Annotated in this window: 23 protein-coding genes and 1 riboswitch; of the genes, 12 read left to right on the top strand and 11 right to left on the bottom strand. The window is 34.4% G+C overall.

Translation table 11 applies throughout. The annotated features are described in order from the left end of the window. Positions 1-82 precede the first annotated feature (82 nt). Entirely contained in the window at positions 83-1,567 is a 1,485-nt protein-coding gene (locus ACRHOC_RS10410) for a S41 family peptidase (RefSeq protein ID WP_431158575.1), read from the top strand. Between the two features lie 40 nt (positions 1,568-1,607). Here the strand turns inward: ACRHOC_RS10410 and ACRHOC_RS10415 are convergent, their stop codons facing one another. Beyond that, positions 1,608-2,180 (bottom strand): PAS domain-containing protein, encoded by a 573-nt coding sequence (locus tag ACRHOC_RS10415; RefSeq protein ID WP_431158576.1) that lies wholly within the window; start codon positions 2,178-2,180, stop codon positions 1,608-1,610. A gap of 7 nt (positions 2,181-2,187) precedes the next feature. Then, positions 2,188-4,056, bottom strand: coding sequence for a TonB-dependent receptor plug domain-containing protein (locus ACRHOC_RS10420; RefSeq protein WP_431158577.1), 1,869 nt, complete (start codon positions 4,054-4,056; stop codon positions 2,188-2,190). 62 nt (positions 4,057-4,118) lie between these two features. Beyond that, positions 4,119-4,309: riboswitch (cobalamin riboswitch) on the bottom strand. A gap of 72 nt (positions 4,310-4,381) precedes the next feature. On the opposite strand from ACRHOC_RS10420, the gene ACRHOC_RS10425 reads away from it, so the two are divergent. The 5 genes from ACRHOC_RS10425 to ACRHOC_RS10445 all read left to right on the top strand — a co-directional run bounded on the left by ACRHOC_RS10425 (position 4,382) and on the right by ACRHOC_RS10445 (position 9,303). After that, complete coding sequence (locus ACRHOC_RS10425) at positions 4,382-5,521, top strand: ABC transporter substrate-binding protein (RefSeq protein ID WP_431158578.1); 1,140 nt, start codon at positions 4,382-4,384, stop codon at positions 5,519-5,521. Next, on the top strand, positions 5,522-6,550 hold the full coding sequence (locus ACRHOC_RS10430) for a FecCD family ABC transporter permease (RefSeq protein ID WP_431158579.1): 1,029 nt from the start codon (positions 5,522-5,524) through the stop codon (positions 6,548-6,550). Further along, a complete protein-coding gene (locus ACRHOC_RS10435) occupies positions 6,550-7,347 on the top strand; it encodes an ABC transporter ATP-binding protein (RefSeq protein WP_431158580.1) in 798 nt (265 codons plus the stop codon). The genes ACRHOC_RS10430 and ACRHOC_RS10435 overlap by 1 nt, the downstream gene beginning before the upstream one ends. A gap of 78 nt (positions 7,348-7,425) precedes the next feature. Continuing rightward, entirely contained in the window at positions 7,426-8,748 is a 1,323-nt protein-coding gene (gene rmuC, locus ACRHOC_RS10440; protein WP_431158581.1) for a DNA recombination protein RmuC, read from the top strand. 18 nt (positions 8,749-8,766) lie between these two features. Beyond that, on the top strand, positions 8,767-9,303 hold the full coding sequence (locus ACRHOC_RS10445) for an acyl-CoA thioesterase (RefSeq protein WP_431158582.1): 537 nt from the start codon (positions 8,767-8,769) through the stop codon (positions 9,301-9,303). Between the two features lie 57 nt (positions 9,304-9,360). Here ACRHOC_RS10445 and ACRHOC_RS10450 read toward each other — a convergent pair whose 3' ends face one another. From ACRHOC_RS10450 to rpmH, 3 genes are all read right to left on the bottom strand, one after another. Further along, positions 9,361-10,224 (bottom strand): T9SS type A sorting domain-containing protein, encoded by an 864-nt coding sequence (locus ACRHOC_RS10450; RefSeq protein ID WP_431158583.1) that lies wholly within the window; start codon positions 10,222-10,224, stop codon positions 9,361-9,363. Between the two features lie 72 nt (positions 10,225-10,296). Further along, positions 10,297-13,152 carry a carbamoyl-phosphate synthase large subunit gene (carB, locus tag ACRHOC_RS10455; protein ID WP_431158584.1) on the bottom strand — a complete coding sequence of 952 codons (2,856 nt, stop codon included), beginning with the start codon at positions 13,150-13,152 and terminating at the stop codon, positions 10,297-10,299. A gap of 98 nt (positions 13,153-13,250) precedes the next feature. Beyond that, positions 13,251-13,412 (bottom strand): 50S ribosomal protein L34, encoded by a 162-nt coding sequence (rpmH, locus tag ACRHOC_RS10460; protein WP_224527467.1) that lies wholly within the window; start codon positions 13,410-13,412, stop codon positions 13,251-13,253. Between the two features lie 158 nt (positions 13,413-13,570). Between rpmH and ACRHOC_RS10465 the strand changes: the two genes are divergently transcribed. Then, positions 13,571-14,149 carry a DUF2892 domain-containing protein gene (locus tag ACRHOC_RS10465; RefSeq protein WP_431158585.1) on the top strand — a complete coding sequence of 193 codons (579 nt, stop codon included), beginning with the start codon at positions 13,571-13,573 and terminating at the stop codon, positions 14,147-14,149. Between the two features lie 32 nt (positions 14,150-14,181). Here ACRHOC_RS10465 and ACRHOC_RS10470 read toward each other — a convergent pair whose 3' ends face one another. Together ACRHOC_RS10470 and ACRHOC_RS10475 are read right to left on the bottom strand one after the other, a co-directional pair. Beyond that, positions 14,182-15,108, bottom strand: coding sequence for a lytic transglycosylase domain-containing protein (locus ACRHOC_RS10470; RefSeq protein ID WP_431158586.1), 927 nt, complete (start codon positions 15,106-15,108; stop codon positions 14,182-14,184). Between the two features lie 48 nt (positions 15,109-15,156). Then, on the bottom strand, positions 15,157-15,819 hold the full coding sequence (locus ACRHOC_RS10475) for an alpha/beta hydrolase (RefSeq protein ID WP_431158587.1): 663 nt from the start codon (positions 15,817-15,819) through the stop codon (positions 15,157-15,159). Between the two features lie 174 nt (positions 15,820-15,993). On the opposite strand from ACRHOC_RS10475, the gene ACRHOC_RS10480 reads away from it, so the two are divergent. Beyond that, positions 15,994-16,290: an N-acetyltransferase gene (locus tag ACRHOC_RS10480; RefSeq protein ID WP_431158588.1), complete on the top strand. Its 297-nt coding sequence runs from the start codon at positions 15,994-15,996 to the stop codon at positions 16,288-16,290. Positions 16,291-16,349: 59 nt separating this feature from the next. Here the strand turns inward: ACRHOC_RS10480 and mtaB are convergent, their stop codons facing one another. Next, a complete protein-coding gene (gene mtaB / locus ACRHOC_RS10485; protein WP_431158589.1) occupies positions 16,350-17,678 on the bottom strand; it encodes a tRNA (N(6)-L-threonylcarbamoyladenosine(37)-C(2))-methylthiotransferase MtaB in 1,329 nt (442 codons plus the stop codon). Positions 17,679-17,771: 93 nt separating this feature from the next. Here mtaB and ACRHOC_RS10490 point away from each other — a divergent pair, with 93 nt between their 5' ends. After that, on the top strand, positions 17,772-19,397 hold the full coding sequence (locus ACRHOC_RS10490) for an ABC transporter substrate-binding protein (RefSeq protein ID WP_431158590.1): 1,626 nt from the start codon (positions 17,772-17,774) through the stop codon (positions 19,395-19,397). Here the strand turns inward: ACRHOC_RS10490 and ACRHOC_RS10495 are convergent. From ACRHOC_RS10495 to ACRHOC_RS10505, 3 genes are all read right to left on the bottom strand, one after another. Then, complete coding sequence (locus ACRHOC_RS10495) at positions 19,384-20,256, bottom strand: TolB family protein (protein ID WP_431158591.1); 873 nt, start codon at positions 20,254-20,256, stop codon at positions 19,384-19,386. The two genes, ACRHOC_RS10490 and ACRHOC_RS10495, sit on opposite strands and share 14 nt — an antisense overlap. 34 nt (positions 20,257-20,290) lie before the next feature. Further along, on the bottom strand, positions 20,291-21,466 hold the full coding sequence (locus tag ACRHOC_RS10500) for a GlmU family protein (RefSeq protein ID WP_431158592.1): 1,176 nt from the start codon (positions 21,464-21,466) through the stop codon (positions 20,291-20,293). Between the two features lie 99 nt (positions 21,467-21,565). After that, entirely contained in the window at positions 21,566-21,817 is a 252-nt protein-coding gene (locus ACRHOC_RS10505; protein ID WP_114300980.1) for a type B 50S ribosomal protein L31, read from the bottom strand. Positions 21,818-21,982: 165 nt separating this feature from the next. Here ACRHOC_RS10505 and ACRHOC_RS10510 point away from each other — a divergent pair, with 165 nt between their 5' ends. From ACRHOC_RS10510 to ACRHOC_RS10520, 3 genes are all read left to right on the top strand, one after another. Continuing rightward, a complete protein-coding gene (locus ACRHOC_RS10510; protein ID WP_431158593.1) occupies positions 21,983-22,498 on the top strand; it encodes a DUF4199 domain-containing protein in 516 nt (171 codons plus the stop codon). Positions 22,499-22,553: 55 nt separating this feature from the next. Then, positions 22,554-23,507 (top strand): glycosyltransferase family 2 protein, encoded by a 954-nt coding sequence (locus ACRHOC_RS10515; protein ID WP_431158594.1) that lies wholly within the window; start codon positions 22,554-22,556, stop codon positions 23,505-23,507. 65 nt (positions 23,508-23,572) lie between these two features. Beyond that, positions 23,573-25,300, top strand: a complete 1,728-nt coding sequence (locus ACRHOC_RS10520; protein ID WP_431158595.1) for a phospho-sugar mutase — start codon at positions 23,573-23,575, stop codon at positions 25,298-25,300. The last annotated feature ends 2 nt before the right edge of the window (positions 25,301-25,302 follow it).

A 25,302-nucleotide genomic window follows, 5' to 3' on the forward strand; every position in this document is an offset into this window, starting at 1 on the left:
AATTTTTTTTTTCACAATAATGTAAGTAAATTTAGAGTTTTACAGACTGAAGTAAAACATTGCTATATTTAAAAGAAAAACCATGAAAAATTCTAAGAATTTTTGGACCCTTCTATTGGGCATACGTCTCAATATTAAAATAAAAGCCTTACTACTAAGTACATTAATGCTCATAACAGTAACCAGCTGTTTTGAGGATGCTGATGATAATGCAATTAGTGCATCTGAAATCACAGATTTCATTTGGAAAGGTATGAATGCCGTATACCTATACAAAGAGCAGATTCCTGATCTTGCAGATGATCGATTTGATTCTGACCAAGAATATGCGGACTACCTCAATAGTTTTGAAACTCCAGAAGATATATTTTTCTCTTTACTATATGATCCATCTAGTATAGATAGATTCAGTAGATTATTTTCTAATTATTTTGATTTACAAAATTTACTGCAAGGGAATACACTCTCTAATGGTATAGAGTTCAATCTATATTTTGTTCCTGGAAGTGATACGGAAGTTTTTGGAGCAATAACCTTGGTTTTAAATAATAGTGTAGCATCGAGTCAAGGCCTAGAACGTGGTCTGATATTTAGAGCAGTTAATGGCCAAAATCTAAATACAGAAAATCTTAGCAGTCTGTTAGGCACTAGCACTTACACTTTAAATTTTGCAGATTATGACGATAATGGCACACCCAATGCTGATGACGACACTATAGAATTAAATGGTGCAAGTACCACATTAACGCGTGAGAATTATGTTGAAAACCCTGTTCACCTTACAGAAGTTTTAGAAGTAAGTAATACAACAATAGGATATCTTGTTTATAATGGTTTTACGAGTAATTTTGATAACGAACTTAACGATGCCTTCGGAACTTTTTTAAATGCTAATATTGACGAATTAGTTATCGATTTGAGATACAATGGTGGTGGTTCGGTACAATCTGCGGCATATTTAGGTAGTATGGTAACTGGACAGTTTAATGGCCAGGTCTATTCACAACTTATGTATAATAACAACTTATCAAGCCTTAATAGAGATTATCTATTTACTAATAGTTTTGAAGGTGGTGGTAATTTAAACAGTTTAAATCTATCTAGAGTATATGTGTTGACTACAAATAGAAGAACAGCTTCTGCAAGTGAGCTCCTTATAAATAGTTTAAGCCCATATATTGATGTTGTAGTTATTGGAGAAAATACTGCGGGAAAAACACAAGCCTCACTAACGGTTTACGATTCTCCGACACTTTTTTCAACTGAAAATATTAATCCTAGTCATACCTATGCTATGCAACCTCTAGTGGCTAATTCAACTAATGTTAATGATCAACTAGTACCAGCAAATGGATTAGCACCAGATACAGAACTTTCTGAATTTCCTGGTAACTTAGGTATTTTAGGAAATGTGGATGAACCTTTACTCGCTGAAGCTATTTTTCAGATTACAGGAGTGTCTGGAAGAAACGCTGATCAAATTAGTATGCAAAATGAGCCTTTGCGCGAAGCTAATATGTCTAAATTAATACATCCTCTAGAACGGGAAATGTATATCGAGAAATAATAAAAAAAGCCACCCATGAAGGTGGCTTTTTTGTTTTTAATTATCCTACTCTTTTTTCGAATGCCATAAAATGAGTGGTTTCATTTTTATTAAATAGAGGTAATATCTTAACCTCACATTTATAAGTAGACCCATCCTTTTTATGGTTTATAATAACTTCTCTAAAAGGTTTATTCTCAGAAATTTTTTGTCTTATACGCTTTTTTGTATGCATAGAAGTTTTGTTACCCTGTAGGAATCTAGGTGTCTTGTTTAAAGCAAAAGATTTTGAATATCCGGTCATTTGCGTAAACCCATTATTTACCCAAATGATATTTTGTTTATTATCTGTAATAATTAATGCCTCATACTCATTTGTTTCAAATGCTTTATTAATATCATTCATCCAATTGAATTTTTGAGCAAACGATATAACCATTTCAAGTTCAATACGTTTTAATGAAGTTTCAATCTCAGCGTAGTAATGCGTCATATATATATCCCAACTCATTAAAGGCATCGCCATTAATTTAGCGTCATTTATTTTTTCTTGAAAAATCTCAAGCCGGGAAGTTTTACAATTGGACGTATAAATATCCAATGCATTCATGTAATACGGATTCTTAAGTGCCATAATACTCTTAAAGATTTAAATTAAATCCTAAATTTATGTTTCGCCCTCTTGTTGTATATCCTAATATCTCAAAGTAATCTTCATTAAGAATATTATCAAAGGATACAAATATTTTGAGCTTATCATTAAGTACCTTATGACTAACATAGAGATTTAAAAGTGTATAGGCTTCCAAATCTGTATTACTAAAAGTAGCAAAATCCAAGTCACTTCTTTCACCAACGTACTGCGCATTTATAGAAGCATAAGTTCGACTTGAGAAATCGTAGCCAAGATTAGCGTTAGCTCTATGCTTAGGCAATCTAATACGCTCACCATCTTTAAGTTCGGTAAATGTATAGTTTGCAGAGAAATCTAAGTTATCAATTATGCTTATTTCTGCCTCCACTTCAAACCCTTGAACTGTAGCATCGTCTGATGCATTTTCATATGCAGATGTAAAAATGATTGTATTTTCTTCCATTCTATTAAAAAACACACCACTGAAACGTACACCATTATTAGTGCTATATTCTAATCCACCTTCGATAGTTAAGTTTTCTTCAGGTTCCAAATCTGGATTAGCTCCAAAAAATCCAAACAACTGCGAAAGATTAGGTGCGATAAAAGAGGTCGCATAAGATCCAAACACTTTTGCATAACCATTATCCAAATCGATTTTATACGAAGGATTTAGATTATAAACAAATTGAGAGCCATATTCACTGTGGTTATTAAGTCGTCCACCTGCATTAATATTTAACCCAAAATCTGAGACGTATACCACATTTAAATAGGGATCTGTATTGGTAAAACTCTCTTCTTCGGCAAAAGTGCTGTTATAATCACCATAATTTAAACCAACGATCGTATAAAATGTATCATTAAACACATATTTGTTAAAAGCATCTACAACAATACTTTCAGCCTCATTTACAGTTCTAAATGCTGAAACCGTTTCTCTATCAATCTGAGTTATTGCGGCATTTACATTAAAGCTACCGTTCTTATATTTAAATTCTGGTGCAATCCCAAAACGAAATTGTTCAGATTCAAAAGTGTCTGGTGTGTCTGCTAAAGTAAAATTAGGTGGTGGAAAACCATCAATGTCCGTTTTAAATTTGTCAAAACTGGTAAAAGCGGTGATCTTTAATTTTTCAGAAATCTCATAGCCCAACTTTAAGCTCGTATTATATCTCGAAAATGGGTCTCTTTCAGGATTTTCTGATTTGGCTGCCGATAGACCATTTTGAAATTGATTTCCAAATGAAGCCACATAAGATAGTTTATCTAAAGTGCCATTTATTGAAACATTATTTGTAAAACTTGCAATGTTGTTGTTAAGATCGTCCTGAGTTTGGTTAGTACCAACAATACTTAAAAAACTTCCTGAAATCTTATTTTTTGAAGCTTTCCTTGTTGTAATATTAATTACGGCCGTTGCAGCAGCATTACCATAAAGTGTACTAGACGCACCCTTCACAATTTCAATAGATTCAATAGTATTTAAATCCAATAATCGTAAATCAAATTCATTTGAAACCAACGAAGGATCATTGACTTGTACACCATCAATTAAAACCAATACCTGTCTGTTGTTACCGCCTCTAATAAAATAGCCCAAGTTTTGACCAGCTACACTGCGGCTACCATTAATTTCCATACCACTTTTAGTGTTGATTAATTCTGCAACTGTTCTTCCTTGATTTCTTTCAATTTCTTCTCTTGAAATCTTAATAACCGTTTTACCAGAATTTTCACGTTTTAAGGCAAAACGTGTGTCTGTTAGAACCACTTCATCGAGTGCCTCTACTTTTACCGAATCTTTTTGTGTTTGCGAAAATCCGGTACTCAGCATACCTATAAAAAGTATGCAAAACCATGTTGTTTTGTTCATTTTAATTTAATTGCTCGAGAACATACAGCGAACTATACGTAAACTTTTATCCCGAAAGTTTGACTTCTATGTTGAAATTGGCAGGTCTCCTGACTTGCGTCTTGTTATTGGTCTTCCCAGAATAAAATTCCAGTGACAAGAAGTGTAATAACAAGCTTTACAGCTTACAGTTGCGGGAACAGTTCTGGATTTTCACCAGATTCCCTTTTAATCACTTTAAAAACAAAAGTGAACCAGATTTCGTTGCAAAAATAAACAATAACTCTTGATGCATTTAAAAAAATTAATTAATCTTATTTTTGATATCTCAATTCATTATTATTTCATGAAAAATTTCCTTCTTTTTATTTCAATTGTGATACTGACCGTCTCTTGTGAACAGAACAAAAAAGAAAAAACGGTTCTACCTAAGATTAGTAAGGATATTAGACTCAAATATGCGACAGGGTTTAGCGCCAGTTATTTTGATGGTTATAAAATAATAACGATTAATACGCCTTGGCCAAATGCCGAAAAACAATATAGTTACTGTATTATTGATGATAAGTCGAAACTTGATATTAGTCTAGAATCCTTTGATGGTGTTTTAGATAATTCTATTAAGAGACTAGTTGTAACCTCAACGACACACATACCAGCCTTAGAACTTTTAGGTATTGAGAACTCTTTAGTCGGTTTTCCTGGAACAGACTATATATCCTCTGAAAAAGTAAGAGAAAGAATTGAAAATGGAGCAGTAAGGGAACTTGGTAAAAACGAAGGAATTAATACAGAGGTTCTACTTGAATTAAATCCAAATGTCGTTGTAGGATTTGGTGTAGATGGTGTAAACAGAACATTTGAAACCATTAAAAAAGCAGGTATACCAATCATTTACAATGGCGACTGGGTTGAAGCTTCTGCGCTCGCTAAGGCCGAATGGATTAAACTATTTGGTGTTTTATTTGGAAAAGAAAGAGAAGCTGATTCGGTTTTTAATCAAATAGAACGTCGCTATAACGAGGCTAAAATTCTAGCTAGTAAAGCTAAAAATCCGCCTACAGTACTCAGTGGTGCCATGCACAAAGATGTATGGTACTTACCCAATGGATCGAGCCCAGAAGGCCAATTTTTAAGAGATGCTAATGTGGATTATCTATGGAAGGATACCAAAGGAGATGGCAGTCTTGCCTTGAGCTTTGAAGCTGTTTTTGAAAAGGCACAAGATGCCAAAATATGGTTAAGTCCTTCGTATTACACAAGCTACTCGCAATTAGAAGAAGCAAGCGAATTGTATAAACAATTTGAGGCTTTTAAGTCAAAGTCCATTTATGCTTTTTCAGGTAAAACGGGACCAACTGGAGGTGTATTGTATTACGAGCTTGGTACCGCAAGACCAGATTTGGTACTCCAGGACATAATAAAAGTATGCCATCCACAACTTTTACCAGATTATAAACCCTTTTTCTTTAAACAGCTCGATTAATTGAAAAATGTGACTACATACAGTAAACAATTTATAATACTAGCTTTTATAGTTCTATTATGTTTTTTACTGAATATCAGTTTTGGATCTATCAACATTCCCTTTAGTGAAATCTTAACTAGTCTTTTTGGTGTGAGTGACAATAGCACGTCTATCGTCATTGTTAGAGATTTTAGACTGCCAAAAGCCATAACAGCAATACTTGTAGGTTCGGGACTTGGTGTTTCTGGATTATTAATGCAAACCTTATTTAGGAATCCTTTAGCGGGTCCATTTGTACTTGGCCTAAGTTCTGGAGCAAGTTTGGGTGTAGCCTTAGTTATACTTGGCTCAGGATTATTCGGTGGTGTTTTAGCCACATATTTAGTCTCTAAGTGGAGTATTGTTATTGCAGCAAGTATTGGTAGCTTTTTAGTGCTCTTAGCGGTCTTGGCTGTTTCTAGCAAGGTACGTGATACCATGGCCATTCTAATAATTGGATTAATGTTTGGAAGTATTACGGCAGCTGTTGTTAGCGTCCTTTCCTATTTCAGTACTGCCGAACAACTTCAACAATATATATTCTGGGGATTTGGGAGTTTAAGCAATCTTTCATGGAATGAAATCACACTCTTTTTTGGTCTGTATCTTCTAGGTATGCTTCTGGCTATTTTTTCAATTAAAAACTTAAACAGTCTATTATTGGGTGATAACTACGCCAAAAGTCTCGGTCTGAATTTAAAACGAAGTAGGTTAATAATTATCTTGGCAACAAGTGTGGTTGCTGGTACCATCACTGCATTTGCAGGACCGATTGCTTTTATCGGATTAGCTATACCACATTTAACGCGTCAAATATTTAAAACTTCTAATCACAAAATACTATTACCTGCTGTATGCTTATATGGTTCTATAGTGATGCTTATTTGTGATAGTATTGCTCAATTACCTTCTAGTGATTATGTTCTACCTATAAATGCCATTACGGCATTAGTTGGTGCTCCTGTGGTAATCTGGTTATTAGTAAGACAACGTAAAATGATGTTTTAATGATTGAGGAGAAGAAGAAAAATATTCTGTGTGTAGAAAATTTGACGATTGGTTATAAAATCAAAAAATCAAATTTGGTTGTGGCTGAGAAGATTGATTTTTCTTTGGGTGAAAGTCAGCTCGTTGGTCTAGTCGGTGCAAACGGAATAGGAAAATCTACTTTACTAAGAACTCTTATTAAAGTACAACCAAGCCTATCTGGACGTATCAAAATAAATAATGAAAACCTTGAAGAAATAAATGCGCTTGAGTTGGCAAAAAAATTAAGCATAGTTCTTACTGATCCTTTAAGTACCGCCAACTTATCTATTTACGAATTAGTTGCATTGGGAAGACATCCTTATACCAATTGGATTGGCAAGCTCAGTGAAGCAGATGAAGCTATTATAAGTAGAGCACTAGATTTAGTGAAAATCTCTGATTTAAGTGCTAAAAAGTGCTATGAGCTAAGTGATGGCCAATTACAAAAAGTCATGATAGCACGTGCATTAGTGCAAGACACTGATATTATAATTCTAGATGAGCCCACAACACATCTAGATATGTATCACAAAGCCTATATTTTAAAACTGTTGAAAGATCTCACTAAGGAAACTGGTAAAACCATACTTTTTTCGTCTCATGAGATTGACCTTGCAATTCAGCTCTGTGATACCATGATAGTCATGACCAATGAAGGCGTCATTTGCGATGAACCATGCAATCTTATAGCCAATGGAGTCTTCGAATCGCTTTTCCCTAAAGATCTGATTTTATTCGATAACTCCACTGGAAGTTTTAGGGTAAATAAATCGTAATTGTTAATAAATAGGACCTTAAATCCCATTTCATTTTAGGTATTTAAAGGCTATCTTTGAGACTTACACCTTCAGTATATGAACGACTCTATTATTCTCCTTATTACCATTATAGTTTCAGCAGGAATTGGTGCTTTTATAGGAATGCAATTTGCGAAATTAAAAAGCAAAAGTGATAAAAGTGCCCTAGAAGAGCGTCAAAATCAATTAACAAATACAATTACTGATCTAAAGGAAACTGTCGGGAAAATCGAGACAGAACGAGAGTCTATAAGACGTGATAAAGACTTTTTGAATACAGAATTATCAAAACGAAATACCGAATTAGAAAATCTGCAACAGCAAAACCTAAAGCGTGATCAGGAGTTGGAAGAACGACAAGCTCAATTAAGAAAGGATTTTGAATTACTCGCTAATAAAATATTAGAAGAAAAGTCTAATAAGTTTACAGAGCAGAATAAAGAAAACATCAAGAATATACTCAACCCTTTGCAAGAAAAAATTCAAGGATTTGAGAAAAAAGTCGAGGATACTCAATTAAAAAGTGTAAAAATGCATTCAGCCCTTGAGGAACAACTGAAAGGCCTAAAAGACTTAAATCAACAAATGGCCAAGGAGGCCACAAATTTGACCAAAGCTCTTAAAGGTGATAGTAAAACACAAGGTAATTGGGGTGAATTAGTATTAGAACGTGTCCTCGAGAAATCTGGACTTGAAAAGGACAGAGAGTACTTTGTGCAGAAAAATTTTCAACGTGAAGATGGATCTCGTGTTATGCCAGATGTTGTATTACATCTTCCTGACTCAAAGAAAATGATCATCGACTCCAAAGTGTCACTTACAGATTATGAACGATTGGTAAATGCCGAGGACGATGAAAAACAAATTTATTTAAAGGCTCATGTCAATTCTATTAAGAAACATGTAGATCAACTATCCGCGAAAAACTATCAAGATCTTTATGATATAGAATCTCCTGATTTTGTACTAATGTTTATTCCTATCGAGCCAGCATTTGCTGTTGCAATAAATGAGGACAACACACTATATAGCAAAGCTTTTGAGCAGAATATTGTTATTGTTACACCATCTACCCTTTTGGCCACTTTACGAACCATTGACACCATGTGGAACAATGAAAAACAACAACAAAATGCCATAGAGATTGCCAAACAAGCTGGAGCCTTATACGATAAATTTGAAGGTCTTGTTTCCGATTTAACAGGTGTAGGCAAAAAAATCGATGCCGCTAAGACGGACTACTCGGCAGCAATGAACAAACTAGTTGAAGGTAAGGGTAATCTTATTTCTCGTGTTGAGAAAATTAAGAAAATGGGTGCAAAAGCTAAAAAGTCCTTGCCTGAAAATATTATAAAACGCGCAACTCAGGACTCTGAGTAGTGGGAAACAACTAGAACAATGTATAAATCCATTAACGACTCAAGAATTGAGATATCTGAATTAATGTTGCCTTCCTATACCAATTTTGGAGGTAAAATTCACGGAGGCTATATTTTAAGTCTTATGGATCAAATAGCCTTTGCTTGTGCCTCCAAACATTCTGGTAGTTATTGTGTCACTGCCTCTGTTGATAAAGTAAATTTCCTTAATCCTATTGAAGTTGGTGAACTTGTTACCATGAAAGCTTCTATAAATTTTGTAGGGTCATCGTCAATGGTTGTTGGTATTAGGGTAGAATCTGAAAATATTAGGACCGGTGAGAAGAAACATTGTAACTCCTCTTATTTCACTATGGTGGCTATTGACGTTAATGGTAACACAACACAAGTCCCAGGTTTAAAACTAAAATCTAAAATTGACGCTAAGCGTTTCTTAAAGGCCATTAAGCGGAAAGAAAGTGAATCGGACAAAAATGAAGCTTTAAGTCAGGTCTATAAATATGTTGAAGATCATTTACCACAACTTAGTGATTATCGCGTTCAGTTAGAGTTTTAAATAAAAAAAAGCCATTTAAAATAAATGGCTTTTATATAGTACGTATTTTATTTGAGTCTATTGCTTAATAAAGCGTTTAGTTTGTACTATTTCATTATTTGATATCCTAACAAGATATACACCACTCTTCCAATTTGATACATTGACAGAAGATTCTAATTGGGATACTATACCTTGATAAACACGTTTACCAAGTACATCAAATACTTCAAGCTTCATATCGCTATCGGCACTTGGTAATTTAATATTTAAACTATTTCTACCAGGATTTGGTGAAATTGTAAATTCTCTATTTTGTAATGAAAATTCATCTGTACTTAATGAAGATGACGCCAAAATATTATCAACTTGAATTACTGAAGCAACAGCATCTGGACCTGTCCAAGTTGGTGTCGAGCTACTCAAAATTCTCATGGTTAAAACACTACCTAAAACAGTTGCCGCATCAGAACCTCCGGATATAACTGTAAAATCGGAAGCATCAATCGGGATTGTAATATTAGACCATGTTCCGTTTGCAGGCACATTAATTGCGTTTGTAGTACAAATTCTAGTACCGTTGGTACCTTGCATCGCAATCCTAAGATTTAATGCAGTTGTTTGAACATTAACATCAAAATTAATTTGATCAACACCTGCCGAGGTAAAGTCACCACTCCATTGGTTGTTTTGCGAATAAAACACCATTTTACTAGCTATATTTCCAACACCAGTAGAAGTATACTGTAAGCAATTGTCGCCAGCTCCTGCAGGACCACCATCTGCAACATTTATAGGGCCATCAGTTGCATTTCCGGCACCACCAATTCTCCAGTTATCGGTTGAACCACTTTGAAAATCGTCTACCTGATTTAGTACCACTTGTGCAGTAAGACTAAAGGAGAATAAACAGATAGAAAATAATAGTAAAGCTCTCTTCATATGTAGGTTATTTTAAGCTAAGTTAGTAATTATAAACTAAACACGCTGAGAACTTTAACAAAAAGTATGTATTTACTTACTTAAGTACATCTTTCGTCGAGAATATAAATCATAAAACTCGTCATCTTTTAGACTGTCTATGAACAATATACTCTCACCTGTACTTTTCATTTCTGGTCCCAGCTTCTTATTAACATTCGGAAACTTGTTGAATGAAAATACCGGTTGCTTTATCGCATAACCATCAAGATGTGGTTTAAAGTCAAAATCAGTGACTTTATTATGACCTATCATCACCTTAGTTGCGTAATTCACATAAGGTTCTTTATAGGCTTTAGCAATAAATGGTACTGTTCTAGACGCTCTTGGATTCGCTTCAATAATATAAACTGTATCATCTTTTATCGCAAACTGAATATTTATTAAACCTACAGTATTTAAAGCTCTTGCGATGGTATGTGTATGGTCTATAATTTGTTGCATCACTAAATCACCAAGGTTAAATGCAGGTAATGTAGCATTACTATCACCTGAATGAATACCACAAGGCTCAATATGTTCCATAATACCTATGATATATACATTACCATCTGCATCACATATAGCATCTGCTTCAGCTTCAATAGCTCCATCTAAGTAATGGTCTAATAAGAGTTTATTATTAGGTATTTTTCTAAGTAAGTCAACAACGTGTTCCTCTAATTCCTCCTTATTGATTACGATCTTCATCCCTTGACCACCTAAAACATAAGAAGGTCTTACTAAAATTGGAAAATCAAGTCGATCTGCAATCGCCAATGCTTCGTCAGCAGTCTCGGCTGTATCAAATTCGGGATAAGGAATATTATTATCTTTTAATAAGGTTGAAAAACTACCTCTATCTTCAGCTAAATCTAGAGATTGGAAACTTGTACCCATGATCTTAACACCATAGCGTTCTAGCTTCTCTGCAAGCTTTAAAGCTGTTTGTCCACCAAGTTGTACAATGACACCTTCTGGTTTTTCGTGTTGGATAATATCATAAATATGTTCCCAGAATACAGGCTCAAAATAAAGTTTATCTGCTATATCAAAGTCCGTAGATACCGTTTCCGGGTTACAGTTAATCATAATGGTTTCGTAACCACACTCTGATGCCGCTAATACGCCATGAACACAACAATAATCAAACTCAATACCTTGACCAATACGGTTTGGTCCAGACCCTAATACAATAATCTTTTTTCTATCGGTTACTTTACTTTCATTTGCTACAGAAACGACACCGTCTGCTGTTTCTACCTCGCTCTCAAAAGTGGAATAATAATAAGGCGTTTGTGCTTTAAATTCTGCCGCACAAGTATCTACTAGTTTATATACCCTATTTATATTAAACTCTCTTCTTTTATTATAAACTTCACTTTCAAGACAGCCTAACATATGAGCAATCTGACGATCACCATAACCTTTTTGCTTTGCTTCTAGCAGAAGTTCTCTATCAATTCCTTCAATATCGTAGATTGAGATTTCTTTATGCAATTGGAATAATTCTTCATATTGCTTTAAGAACCACATATCTATTTTAGTAATCTCATGGATACGACTCAATGGAATACCCATTTCAATGGCATCATATATGGCAAAAACACGATCCCAACTAGCATATTTCAGTTTACTGATAATCGTATCGTAATCTTTATAACCTTTACCGTCTGCACCAAGTCCATTTCGCTTAATTTCTAAAGATTGCGTGGCTTTATGTAGCGCCTCTTGGAAAGAACGTCCAATGGCCATTACTTCACCTACAGCTTTCATCTGTAACCCTAATGTTCTGTCCGAACCTTCAAACTTATCAAAGTTCCAACGAGGAATCTTTACAATCACATAGTCTAATGTTGGCTCAAATAAAGCAGACGTTGACTTTGTGATTTGGTTACTTAATTCATCAAGCGTATAACCTAGAGCTAATTTGGCAGCAATCTTTGCAATAGGATAACCAGTTGCTTTACTTGCTAAAGCCGAAGAACGTGACACACGAGGATTAATCTCAATGGCAATAATTTCTTCTTCCTCATCTGGACTAACGGCAAACTGTACATTACAACCACCTGCGAAATCTCCAATACTGCGCATCATATGAATAGCCATATCACGCATTTTCTGGAACGTCTTGTCTGATAAGGTCATTGCAGGTGCAACAGTAATGGAATCTCCAGTATGGATTCCCATTGGATCCATATTTTCGATGGTACAAATGATTACAACATTATCATTCTTGTCACGTAATAACTCTAACTCATATTCTTTCCAACCTAAAAGTGCTTTATCAATCATCACCTCATGAATAGGTGAAATCTCAAGGCCTCGTGTTAGCGATTCATCAAATTCTTTTTCATCATATACAATAGATGCTCCTGCGCCACCCAATGTAAATGACGCTCTAACACAAAGCGGAAAACCAAACTCTTGCGCAATTTCTTTTCCTCTTAAAAAGGACGTCGCTGGTTCTTGTGGTGCCATGCCAACACCAATCTTAGTCATTAAATCTCTAAACTTCTCTCTGTCCTCAGTAATATTAATTGCATCAATATTTACACCTATGATTTCAACATTAAAATCATCCCAAATACCTTTATCATCAGCTTCAATACATAAATTCAATGCGGTTTGTCCACCCATAGTAGGTAATACAGCATCAATTTGTGGGTGCTCCATTAATATTTTTACTATCGATTTTGTCGTCAATGGCAAAAGATAAACATGATCTGCCATCGAAGGGTCTGTCATAATCGTTGCAGGATTAGAATTAATTAAAATTGTTTCAATCCCATCCTCTCTCAAAGAGCGTAATGCTTGTGATCCAGAGTAGTCGAATTCGCAGGCCTGACCAATAATAATTGGACCTGAACCGATAAGTAAAATAGATTTGATGTTTTTATTTTTTGGCATGTTTATATGTTTTGGTGAGCAAAAATAGTTATCAATAGGGTATAAAAAAAGGCGTTACACCTAAGCAACACCTTTAAAATATTAACAATTGTTAATCATTATCTTTTATGTCTTGATTCTGAAGATACAGACAATTTCTTTCTTCCTTTAGCTCTTCTACGCGCTAACACTTTTCTTCCGTTAACAGAAGCCATTCTTTCTCTGAAACCGTGCTTGTTTCTTCTCTTCCTTTTCGATGGTTGAAACGTTCTTTTTGGCATTGTCTTATATCTTTATATTCTTAATGAATCTTTTTTTCGTTTGGTTTTCCAAAACTGCGTGCAAATATACAACAACTTTTTACTTTAACAAGAACCAAAATAAAAATATTTCAATCAGATTTTGTTAACTTTGCCCACTGCAAAAAATCAACAACTACATGTTTAACAAAAATATAAAGTTAATTCTAGCCGGACTTGTTATAGCATACGCTATATATCAGTTTACAGAAGGATATATTGGTAATGGTATAATGTATATTTTACTGTCTTCCATTTTTATATTTCTATATTTTAAAAATGAAATTATTCTTCTGGCATTTCTAAGATTAAGAAAGCAAGACTTTGCTGGTGCAAAAAAATGGTTAAATAAAATAAAGAATCCTGAAGCGGCTCTGGTAAAAAAACAACAAGGTTATTTAAACTATTTAAACGGTATCATGGTTTCTCAAACTAATATGAATGATGCTGAAAAATATTTTAAAAAGGCCATTACATTAGGTTTATCTATGGATCATGACTTGGCCATGGCTAAATTAAACCTAGCAGGTATTGCTTTTTCTAAGCGTCGTAAACAAGAGGCACAAAAATTATTATCTGAAGCTGAAAAGCTTGATAAACGAGATATGCTTACAGATCAGATTAAAATGATGAAGCAACAAATGAAAAAAGCTTCTATTCCAAGACAACATTACGGACAACCAACATCTGCAAGACAACATCGACGCAGTAGAAGATAAAAAAAGGCGCTTTATTAAAAGCGCCTTTCTTATTATTTGTAGTAACCCTCTTTAGGGATTTCGATTTTATATAATTTTCTTGATTTATTATTTAAGTGTCTTTCGCGTAACCAAGGATTATGAATCTTTAAAATTTTATAGTTTATACCAAAGCGTTCGGCAAACTGCGTAAAATCTGTAACAGCTGTATCAACTTCAACTTTGTACGTAGGAATAGATTTATACAAATCGCTATTATTAAAATTGAAGCCATATTTATCAGGATGATTTAGTATTTCTTTTAATGCCACTATTCTAAACAAATAGCGACCGGTTTCTTCTCCCAATAACAAATCATAATAGTCTTTTACATCTTGCTCCTCCAGTCGTCTAGATATTCCAGCCTTACCAGCATTATATGAAGCTGCTGCAAGTGTCCAAGAACCAAATTTCTCTTTAGCTTCTTTTAAATATTTGCAAGCAACTTCAGTAGCGAGTTCTAAATTATAGCGCTCATCAACATTAGTATTTACCTCTAATCCATTTTCTCTACCTGTAGCTTTCATTATTTGCCAAAATCCTCTAGCTCCTGCTGGAGAAACTGCATTGGTCAATCCACTTTCGATGACAGCGAGATATTTAAAATCTGAAGGCACACCGTTTTTCTCTAAAATAGGCTCTATAATTGGAAAATACTTTTGAGCCCTCTTAAACATTAACAAGCCATTAGATTGCCAATAGGTATTAACAAGCAATTCTCTGTCCATGCGTTCGTAGATATCAGGATTATCTACAGGAACTACTTCTCCAGCGAAATTGAGGTCATCTGGCATTTCTAATGCATAGACATTGTAATCATTTATAATAGGTTGTTCTTTACCTAATGTATCATCCGAAGGTGCTTTTTGTGTCGCAAAAATGAGTAATCCAGACACACAGATGAGGCCAATACCTGCGAGTATATTTTTTAAGATTTGCATAGCTTTCAATTTTTTTAAAAGTAAGTAAAGTAATTAATTATATCAAATTCAGGATTCTATAAGTTTTGGTAAATTTTCATTAAACCATTTATACTTATTGATAATCATAATATGTGTCCCTCCTTTTAATACAATGCACTCACCTTGACAGGAATGTGGAAAAACAGCGTCTTTATCGCCATGAATATAAATTGCCTCAGGATGTGGACTTTCCTGATCCCAACAGACTACCTGTTTTATGGACCAATCTAAATAGGCCTTATCATTAACAGAAAGGTATTTTTTATATAAATCTACACGCTTTTTAATAGTTTCACCAAAGGCATACTTAGCTAATATATCAATACGACCTGCCAATTGAGTGGGTAATATTTTATAGGCCTTAGTTATTTTTAAAAGCTTAAACTTTTTTGGCAACTCATGATGTGACTTAACACTAGAAACAACAAATAACTTCTTTAGGTTTAAATATCTGCTCATTTCTTGAACTAAAATACCTCCAAAAGAAACACCTAATAGTACGGCATTGTCCTCTGTAATAAATTCACACATGCGCTTGGCATAGTCCTGTAATGACTCCTCTTTTAGCGGGATTTGCCACTCTAACCAATGAATTTCATATTGCGCCTTTGGAAGATTTATATGTTCAAAAATGGTAGGGCTTGCGGCCATACCAGGCATAAGATATACATGGGTTTTCTTGGGTACCATTAAGTAGTTTTATTTTGTGGCTAAAGGCAACAGAAACCGCTCACAAATGCCCATAATACAAGCATTTAACAGTTCTGATCTAGGAAATTACCCTGATTTTTTGTACTTTTGCACTGCAAAACTATATAAAATATAGTATCTACACGCCAACCGCTAATTTTAAATAATGAAATTATGACTGAAACTGCCGAATTGATTGACAATGATTTTCTACGTCAATTTGAATTAAAGGTTGACAACGACATGGCTGTTATTGAATATTCCCTTCAAGAACGCAAAATTTTCCTTACTAAAATGATTATTCCAGATGTAATGAAGTCTGATAGTTTTGAAAAGGAATTTTTAGCTATGGTATTTGATAATATTAAAGAACGTAATATTAGTGTCGTACCGACTAGTCCAGAAATCGCAAAATTCGTAAGAAGCAATAGAAAATATAAGCGTATGCTACCCGTTGGCATTCGAATATAATTTGAAAAAGAAATACAATTTTAAGACCCATAACTGCATTTAGTTATGGGTTTTTTAATTTACGGTACTAGCGCTTCTATAAACTTAAAACGGACTAGCCCATCCTCATCAATTTCAGACAATTCTACCTTATGAAGTGTATTCACTAATTCTGGATTCCAAGGTGCTTTTACCTTTACATAGTTTTCTGTAAAACCATGAATGTATCCTTCTTTATTTTCACTTTCAAACAGCACCACGCGTTCAGAATTGAGTTGCTGTTCATAGAAAGCTCTACGTTTCTTAACAGATAATCCTCTTAGCATTTTACTACGTTTAGCTCTTATGTTTTTGGGTACAACACCATCCATATGGGCAGCCTCGGTATTATCCCTCTCCGAATATGTAAAAACATGCAGGTAGGAGATATCCAGTTCATTTAAGAAATTATAAGTCTCTAAAAATAAATCATCTGTTTCACCTGGGAAGCCCACAATTACATCAACACCTATACAAGCATGTGGCATTACTGCTTTAATTTTCTGTACACGGTCTACATAGAGTTCACACATATAGCGACGCTTCATTTTTTTGAGCAATTCATTACTACCACTTTGCAAGGGAATATGGAAATGAGGTACAAAAGCTCTCGAGTTTGAAACTAATTCTATAGCCTCATTCTTTAAAAGATTCGGCTCTATTGAGGATATGCGAAGTCGTTCAATACCTTCAACCTGGTCTAATTGGGTAATAAGATCCAAAAAAGTATGTTCGTGTTTTTTGTTTCCAAACTCACCCTTTCCATAGTCACCAATATTTACACCAGTGAGTACAATTTCTTTAATGCCTTTCTCTGAAATCTCACGAGCATTCTTAATGACATTTTCCATAGAATCACTTCTAGAAATACCACGTGCTAATGGAATAGTACAATAGGTACATTTATAATCACAACCGTCTTGTACTTTTAAAAATGCACGTGTTCTATCACCAATAGAATAGCTACCAACATAAAAATCGGCTTCCTCAATTTCACAGGAATGTACTTCTCCAAAATCATTCTTGGACAAATCATTAATATAATCTGTGATCTTAAATTTTTCAGTAGCACCTAATACCAAATCAACTCCATTAACATCAGCTAATTCCTCAGGTTTTAACTGCGCGTAACAACCTATGGCAGCTACAAACGCTTCTGGATTTACTTTCTGGGCTTGCTTTACAATGGTCTTAAAGCGTTTATCCGCATTTTCAGTTACTGAACAAGTATTAATGACGTAGATATCTGCAGTTTCAGAAAAGTCGACACGGTCAAACCCCTCATTCTTAAAACTTCTTGCTATTGTAGAGGTTTCAGAAAAATTGAGTTTACAACCAAGTGTGTAAAATGCGACTTTTTTTCTTTCCATGTTTTTAGACTTCAGAACTTGTATGCAGCCCTTTATTCGTATATATTTACTCGACTCTATTTTTGAGTTGGCAAATTTACGATTAAATATTAGATGTTAAAAACAAGTGGAATCTTATTAAAACACTTATACCTAGTTGTTTCTGCGCTCCTTTTATGTGCTTGTAATTCTAGTAACAAAGAAGCACAAGACCATCTTGTATTTAGATATAACGAACATAAAAACATCGGATCTCTAGATCCTGCATTTTCTAAAGACCTAGCAGATATTTGGGCGACACATCAATTGTTCAATGGTCTGGTACAAATGGACAATGAGTTAAACGTAAAACCCTGTATTGCTAAAAGTTGGAAGGTTACAGACAGCGCTAAAGTGTACACCTTTACTTTACGTGATGACGTTTTATTTCATGAACACGAATTGTTCGGAGAAAATGGAACCCGTAAGGTTACAGCAAACGATTTTGAATACAGTTTTAACAGGCTAAAAGATCCGTCTATTGCTTCACCTGGTAGTTGGGTTCTAAAAAAGGTTGAAGCGTTCTCTGCTGTGAATGATTCTATATTTCAAATACAATTAAAACAACCTTTTCCTGCCTTTTTAGGATTATTGACCATGAAGTATTGCTCTGTAGTACCAAGAGAAATTGTTGACCATTATGGTACAGATTTTAGAGCTCACCCAATTGGTACAGGTCCATTTAAGTTTAAAAGATGGGAAGAGAATATTAAACTCGTCTTTAGAAAAAACAAGAACTATTTTGAAAAAGATGAAAAAGGAGAAAAACTGCCTTATCTAGAAGCGGTCTCCGTGACTTTTCTACCCGATAAACAAAGTGAATTTTTGCAATTTGCACAAGATAATATCGACTTTGTCTCTGGCTTGGATGCGTCCTATAAGGATGAAATATTAACCTCAGATGGTCAATTAAAAGCCTTATACGAGGAAGATGTTAATATGATTAGAGGTCCTTATTTAAATACTGAATATCTAGCATTTTTTATGCCAACAGACGTTCGGCCACTCCAAAATGCAACCATACGGCAAGCCATAAATTTGGGTTTTGACAGATCTAAAATGATAACCTATTTAAGGAATGGTATCGGCACTCCTGCAAATGGTGGTTTTATTCCAAAAGGATTACCAGGTTATAATAACGAAATTGGTTATGCTTACAATCCAGAAAAGGCTAAGGTCTTAGTAGAGAAATTTAAAGAAGAAACTGGAATTGAAAATCCTGAAGTCACATTAACAACAACGAGTAATTATTTGAGTTTTTGTGAGTTTATTCAGCGTGAGATTCAAAAAATTGGTATCACAGTTAATGTTGATGTTATACCAGCTTCAAGTCTAAAGGATGCTAAAGCCAACGGACAACTCGATTTCTTTAGAGCGAGTTGGATAGCTGATTATCCTGACGCTGAGAACTATCTTTCGTTGTATTACAGCAATAACTTTGCGCCAGATGGGCCAAACTATACACATTTTAAGAATGAGGAATATGATAAATTATATGAAGCCTCATATCTAGAAACAGATCCTGATAAACGGAAATCATTATACACTAAAATGGATTCCTTAGTAATGGCTTCTGCACCAATTGTACCACTATTTTATGACGAAGTGGTAAGGTTTACACGAAAATCTGTTAGTGGACTTGGTATAAACGCCACAAATCTTTTAGAAATTAAGTCGGTACGTAAGACTAAAACCCAGTAAAATAATACAAATCATCTCCTCCTGCACCTTTGAGTCTACGAGAAGAAAGATACCCAGAAGTCAAATCTTCGTTTAAGAAGAAAGAAAAGTCATCTCCTGGACTATTAATTGGAGCGTCGAGCGATATAGGTTTTTGTTCTGGATCTTTTGAATTTAAATCGTAACTATAAATGTCTAGTCCGCCTTTTCCATATCTACGGTTAGATGTGAAGTACAATACATTATCGGAACTCACAAATGGAAAAATCTCGGTTCTTGAAGAATTAATAACCTCACTAAGCTTAGTAACCTCACCATAAGTTTGATGATTGTTTACAGTTACCTTATACAGGTCAGATTTACCTTTTGTTCCTCTAATGTCTGAAATAAAATAAAGGGTATTCCCATCTGGACTTAATGCTGGATGCGCAAAATTGTTGTTAGGCTTACAGAACGGTAAAGTCTCAAAATTAGTCCATCCTTTTCCCTCTACATACTCCGCTCGTCTAATCAATAAATTATAAGTGTCAATACCTTTAAGTTTATTAGCTCCTTTTCCTGTCTGGTTTGAAGTGAAGTACATAAATCTGCCATCCTTAGAATAGGTTGCTGCAGACATATTAAATTGCCCGAGTTCAGTCTTAACAATAGGCTTTCCATTAATTATCTCACCTTCAGAATTCAACTCGCCTTCATATATACCATAAACAAAGCCTGCATATTTGTCTTTAATTGGTCGTCCTCTTTTGGTGGTAAGGTTATGACTATAAAATACCTTATTACCAACAACGCGTGCGGCAAAATGATCTAACTCACTATTTAAACTCAACTGTCGTACCTCAACAGTATCGCTCTGTGCCAATACTAGTGAGCTATTCATAAATAGGAATAGAAATAAATATCTGAATAATTTGTTATTCTCTACGGTATTGTTTGGTCTCTTCAAAAACATGTTCTAAAATAGCTTTATCCTTATTGGTAAATTCCTCCTTGCGTCTGGCCATAACAACCTCAGCTACCTCAAAAGCTTTGTTGGTTTTATAGGTTACAAAGCCCTTACTACCTCCCCAAGAAAAGCTTGGGACGAAATTTCTTGGAAATCCACTACCAAATATATTTGCACTAACACCAACAACCGTACCAGTATTAAACATGGTGTTGATTCCGCATTTACTATGATCACCCATCATTAAACCACAAAACTGAAGACCCGTTTTTGCAAATCCTTCGGTTTTATAATCCCAAAGGCGAACTTCGGCATAGTTATTCTTTAAGTTTGAATTATTGGTATCAGCTCCCAAATTACACCACTCTCCTAGTACAGAGTTTCCTAAAAATCCATCATGTCCTTTATTTGAGTAACCAAATAAAACGGAATTATTTACTTCACCACCAACCTTACTAAAAGGTCCAACTGTTGTAGGTCCATAAATTTTAGAGGCTAATTTAACCGTAGCGCCTTCACAAAGTGCAAATGGACCTCTAATTACCGAGTTTTCCATAACCTCAGCATTTCTACCGATGTAAATTGGCCCTGAACTTGCATTTAGCGTTACAAATTCTAATTTCGCACCTTTCTCAATAAAAATATTTTCAGGATTTATAGTATTTACAGAAGATGGTATAGGTTCTGACTGTCGTCCATTAACCAATAGATTGTAGTCTTCTGTAATGGCTTTACCATTCTTTGAAAATATATCCCAAGTATGCTCAATCTTAATAACCTCGCCATTATAATCAATACTTTCAAAATTGGAGAAATCCTTAACCTCCTCACCTTCTTTTGAGTAAAAGGCAATGACATCTTCTTCTTTAAATAAGGCCTGGTTATGTTCAAGTCCCTTAACCACTTCAACCAACTCTCTATTTGGTAAAAAAGACGCATTAATCATAATGTTCTGCTCCATTTCAACCATAGGATATTTATCAGAAAGATAATCTTCAGTTACTGTGGTTGTTGTATACTCTAAATACGATTCCCATTTCTGACGAATGGTTAATATACCAACTCTAATATCAGCAACTGGCCTTGTAAAGGTAAAAGGCAATAAATTATCGCGGTAAGGACCATCAAACAGAATATAGTTCATAAATAGCTTAGATTATGTTGTTATCAAAAGTAGGGCAATTACAGAAAACAAAAAAGCCTTTCTTGTTGAAGAAAGGCTTTTGATATCGTATAACTAAACTTATTTCTTAAACTTAGCGTATTTGTTTTTGAACTTATCAATACGACCAGCTGTATCTACCAATTTAGATTTACCAGTGTAATATGGATGAGATGTTCTAGAAATTTCCAATTTAACTAATGGATATTCAACACCGTCCACTTCGATAGTTTCATTAGTATCTGCTGTAGATTTTGTTAAAAATACGTCATCATTAGACATATCTTTAAAAGCTACCAATCTATAATTTTCTGGATGTATTCCTGCTTTCATCTCTAAAATTGTTTAAACTTTGTTTCGATTTTTTCGAGGTGCAAATTTAAGTATTTTTATTAAATGTACAATCTTTTTAATCTTTTTTATTTATCAAATTTGATGTAACAAATTCTTATATTTAGATACTAACATTTCAATTAACTAAAAAATCTCTTTTTAATCATGGAAAATCAGAAACCGACTGCTGGAAAATTTTCACTCAACTACGGATTATTATTAGGTCTATTAATGATAGCCATTGGTGTAGTTACCTACGTTACAGGAATGGCCTTAGAAGGTGCGCAATGGCCAAATATTATCTACTACATAGCGTTCCCTATTGTTATTTTTTATGCAATTAGTCAATACAAAAAGTCTAATGCAAATTCATTAACTATTGGAGATGCACTCAAGGTTGGACTGAGTATCGCTGTTGTAAGTGCAATTGTATATTTACTATACGGTCTTCTTTTTAATTATGTTATTGACCCAGAATTTATGAGTCAGATGATGGATGTACAACGCGAAAAAATGATGGAGAACCCTAATGTAACAGAAGAGCAAATTGAGCAGACGCTTGCCTTTATGGAAAAAATGCAAAATCCATTATTAGGATCAGCGCTTTGGGTGGCACTTAGTGCATTCTTCGGGTTGATATATTCTATTATTGCCGGATTAATAATGAGAACCAACTCGTAATTACACCTTAAATAATTTATTTATTTTTGGAGTCTAGACGGAAGACTCAAAAAACATGAATATATCAGTAGTAATACCACTACTAAACGAAGAAGAATCTTTAAAAGAATTACATAATTGGATTGTATCAGTGATGCAATCCAATTCCTTTTCATATGAAATTCTATTTATAGATGATGGCAGTACCGATAATTCATGGCAAGTTATTCAAGATTTATCCTCAACTAATAATAATGTAAGAGGTATAAAATTTCTTCAAAATTTTGGGAAATCTCAGGCACTACATGCAGGCTTTGCGGAGGCAAAAGGCGATGTTGTGATTACGATGGATGCCGATCTACAAGATAGTCCAGAGGAAATTCCTGAGCTTTACAAACTCATCACGGCCGAAAAATATGATTTAGTATCAGGATGGAAGAAAAAACGTTTCGATTCTGTTATTGCAAAAAATCTACCCTCAAAATTATTCAACTGGGCAGCAAGAAGAACATCTGGAGTTCAATTAAATGATTTTAACTGTGGGTTAAAGGCCTATGACAAAAAGGTTATAAAGACCATTGATGTATATGGTGAAATGCATAGATATATTCCTGTATTAGCTAAAAGTGCAGGATTTTCGAAAATTGGAGAAAAGGTTGTTAAGCATCAACCTCGCAAATATGGACACACAAAATTTGGTATGAATAGATTTATAAACGGATTTCTAGATTTAATGACTATTTGGTTTATTTCTAGATTTGGACGCAGACCAATGCACCTGTTTGGCGCTTTAGGCGTTTTGATGTTCTTAATTGGATTTGGTTTTGCCTTTTATTTAGGAATCAATAAACTATTTATAAATCCAACAGGACGACTCATTACAGACAGACCACAATTTTTTATTGCACTTTCTACTATGATAATAGGTGTGCAATTTTTTATTGCCGGATTCTTGGGTGAGCTAATTTTAAGAACCAAAAAGGAACAACAACGTTATCATATTGAAAGCGAGATTAATACAGAAAAATAATTAATTTTATTTATGCCTTACAAAACGCATATTTGATTAATTTTATGTTATAAACCAATTACAAAATGATCTATATAAAACCAGAAATCCTAGAACGTATAAATGCTTGGTTAACGCCAAGTTTTGACGAAGATACCCAATCCGAGATTAAAGAGCTTATCGCTTCCAATCCTAAAGAACTTGAAGAAAGTTTCTATAAAGACTTAGAATTTGGTACAGGTGGTATGCGCGGTATAATGGGACTTGGAACTAACAGGATTAATAAATACACCTTGGGTAAAAATACACAAGGGTTAAGTAATTATCTTAAAAAGGTTTTTCCTGATGAAACTGTAAAGGTGGCTATTGCCTATGATTGTAGACATAATAGTCAAACATTTGGTAAAGTGGTTGCTGATGTGTTTTCTGCAAATGGAATAAAAGTCTTTCTTTTTGAGGATTTAAGACCGACTCCAGAATTATCGTTCACACTAAAACACTTAAATTGTCATTGTGGTATAGTTTTGACAGCCTCTCATAATCCTCCTGAATATAACGGTTATAAGGTTTACTGGCAAGATGGAGGTCAATTGGTACCACCTCAAGATGGTGAAATTATTGCTGAGATAAATAAGTTAGATTATTCACAAGTAAAATTTGATGCGAACGCTGATTTAATTCAATATATCGGTAAAGATGTAGATGATGTTTTTATTTCAAACTCTGTAAAGAACGGTAGTTTTGACACGGCTTCGGAAGTACGTGAAAACTTAAATATTGTATTTACATCCTTACATGGAACTTCGATAATGTCTATTCCAGAGACGCTTAGTCGCGCCGGATATACCAATGTAAATATTGTACAAGAACAGAAAGAGCCAAACGGTGATTTCCCAACAGTTGTATCTCCTAACCCTGAAGAAACTGAAGCCTTAAAAATGGCAATGGAACTTGCAGAGAAAGTAGGTGGTGATATAGTAATTGGTACAGATCCTGATTGTGATAGATTAGGTGTAGTCGTGCGAGATTTAGACGGAGAATTGGTTATTCTTAATGGTAATCAGACCATGATAATAATGACAGATTTCTTACTCAGACAATGGAAAGATACTGGCAAAATAAATGGAAATCAATTCGTTGGATCAACAATAGTTTCTACACCAATGATGTCTGTATTATCCAATGCATATGGTGTAGATTGTAAAATTGGTCTTACAGGATTTAAATGGATTGCCAAAATGATCGTTGACTTCCCAGAACTTGATTTTATTGGTGGCGGTGAAGAAAGTTTTGGTTTTATGGTCGGAGACTTTGTGAGAGATAAAGATGCTGTGACCTCTACTCTATTGGCTTGCGAAATTGCAGCACAGGCTAAAGCAGAAGGTAAAACATTATACCAAAAGCTTATCGATTTATATGTTGATCATGGTTTTTACAAAGAGCGTTTAGTATCACTGACCAAGAAAGGTATTGAAGGTGCCCAAGAAATCAAACAGATTATGATCGATTCTCGAGAGAATCCGTTTAAGACTGTAAACGGCTCTAAGGTGGTAAGAATAGAAGATTACCAACTATCTATTGCTAAAGATATGGTAACAGGCACTGAGGAATCAATTGATATTCCTAAATCAAACGTGCTTATTTATTACACGGAAGATGGGAGTAAAATTGCTTTAAGACCAAGTGGAACCGAACCAAAAATTAAATTCTACATAAGCGTAAATACCAATCTAGACAATGTGTCCGATTTTGAAAAAACGGAGCAATTATTGGAATCTAGAATTGATGCTATCCTCAAGGATATGAATTTATAATT

Source organism: Winogradskyella poriferorum (genome assembly GCF_050618035.1).
Taxonomy (GTDB): Bacteria; Bacteroidota; Bacteroidia; order Flavobacteriales; family Flavobacteriaceae; genus Winogradskyella; species Winogradskyella poriferorum_A.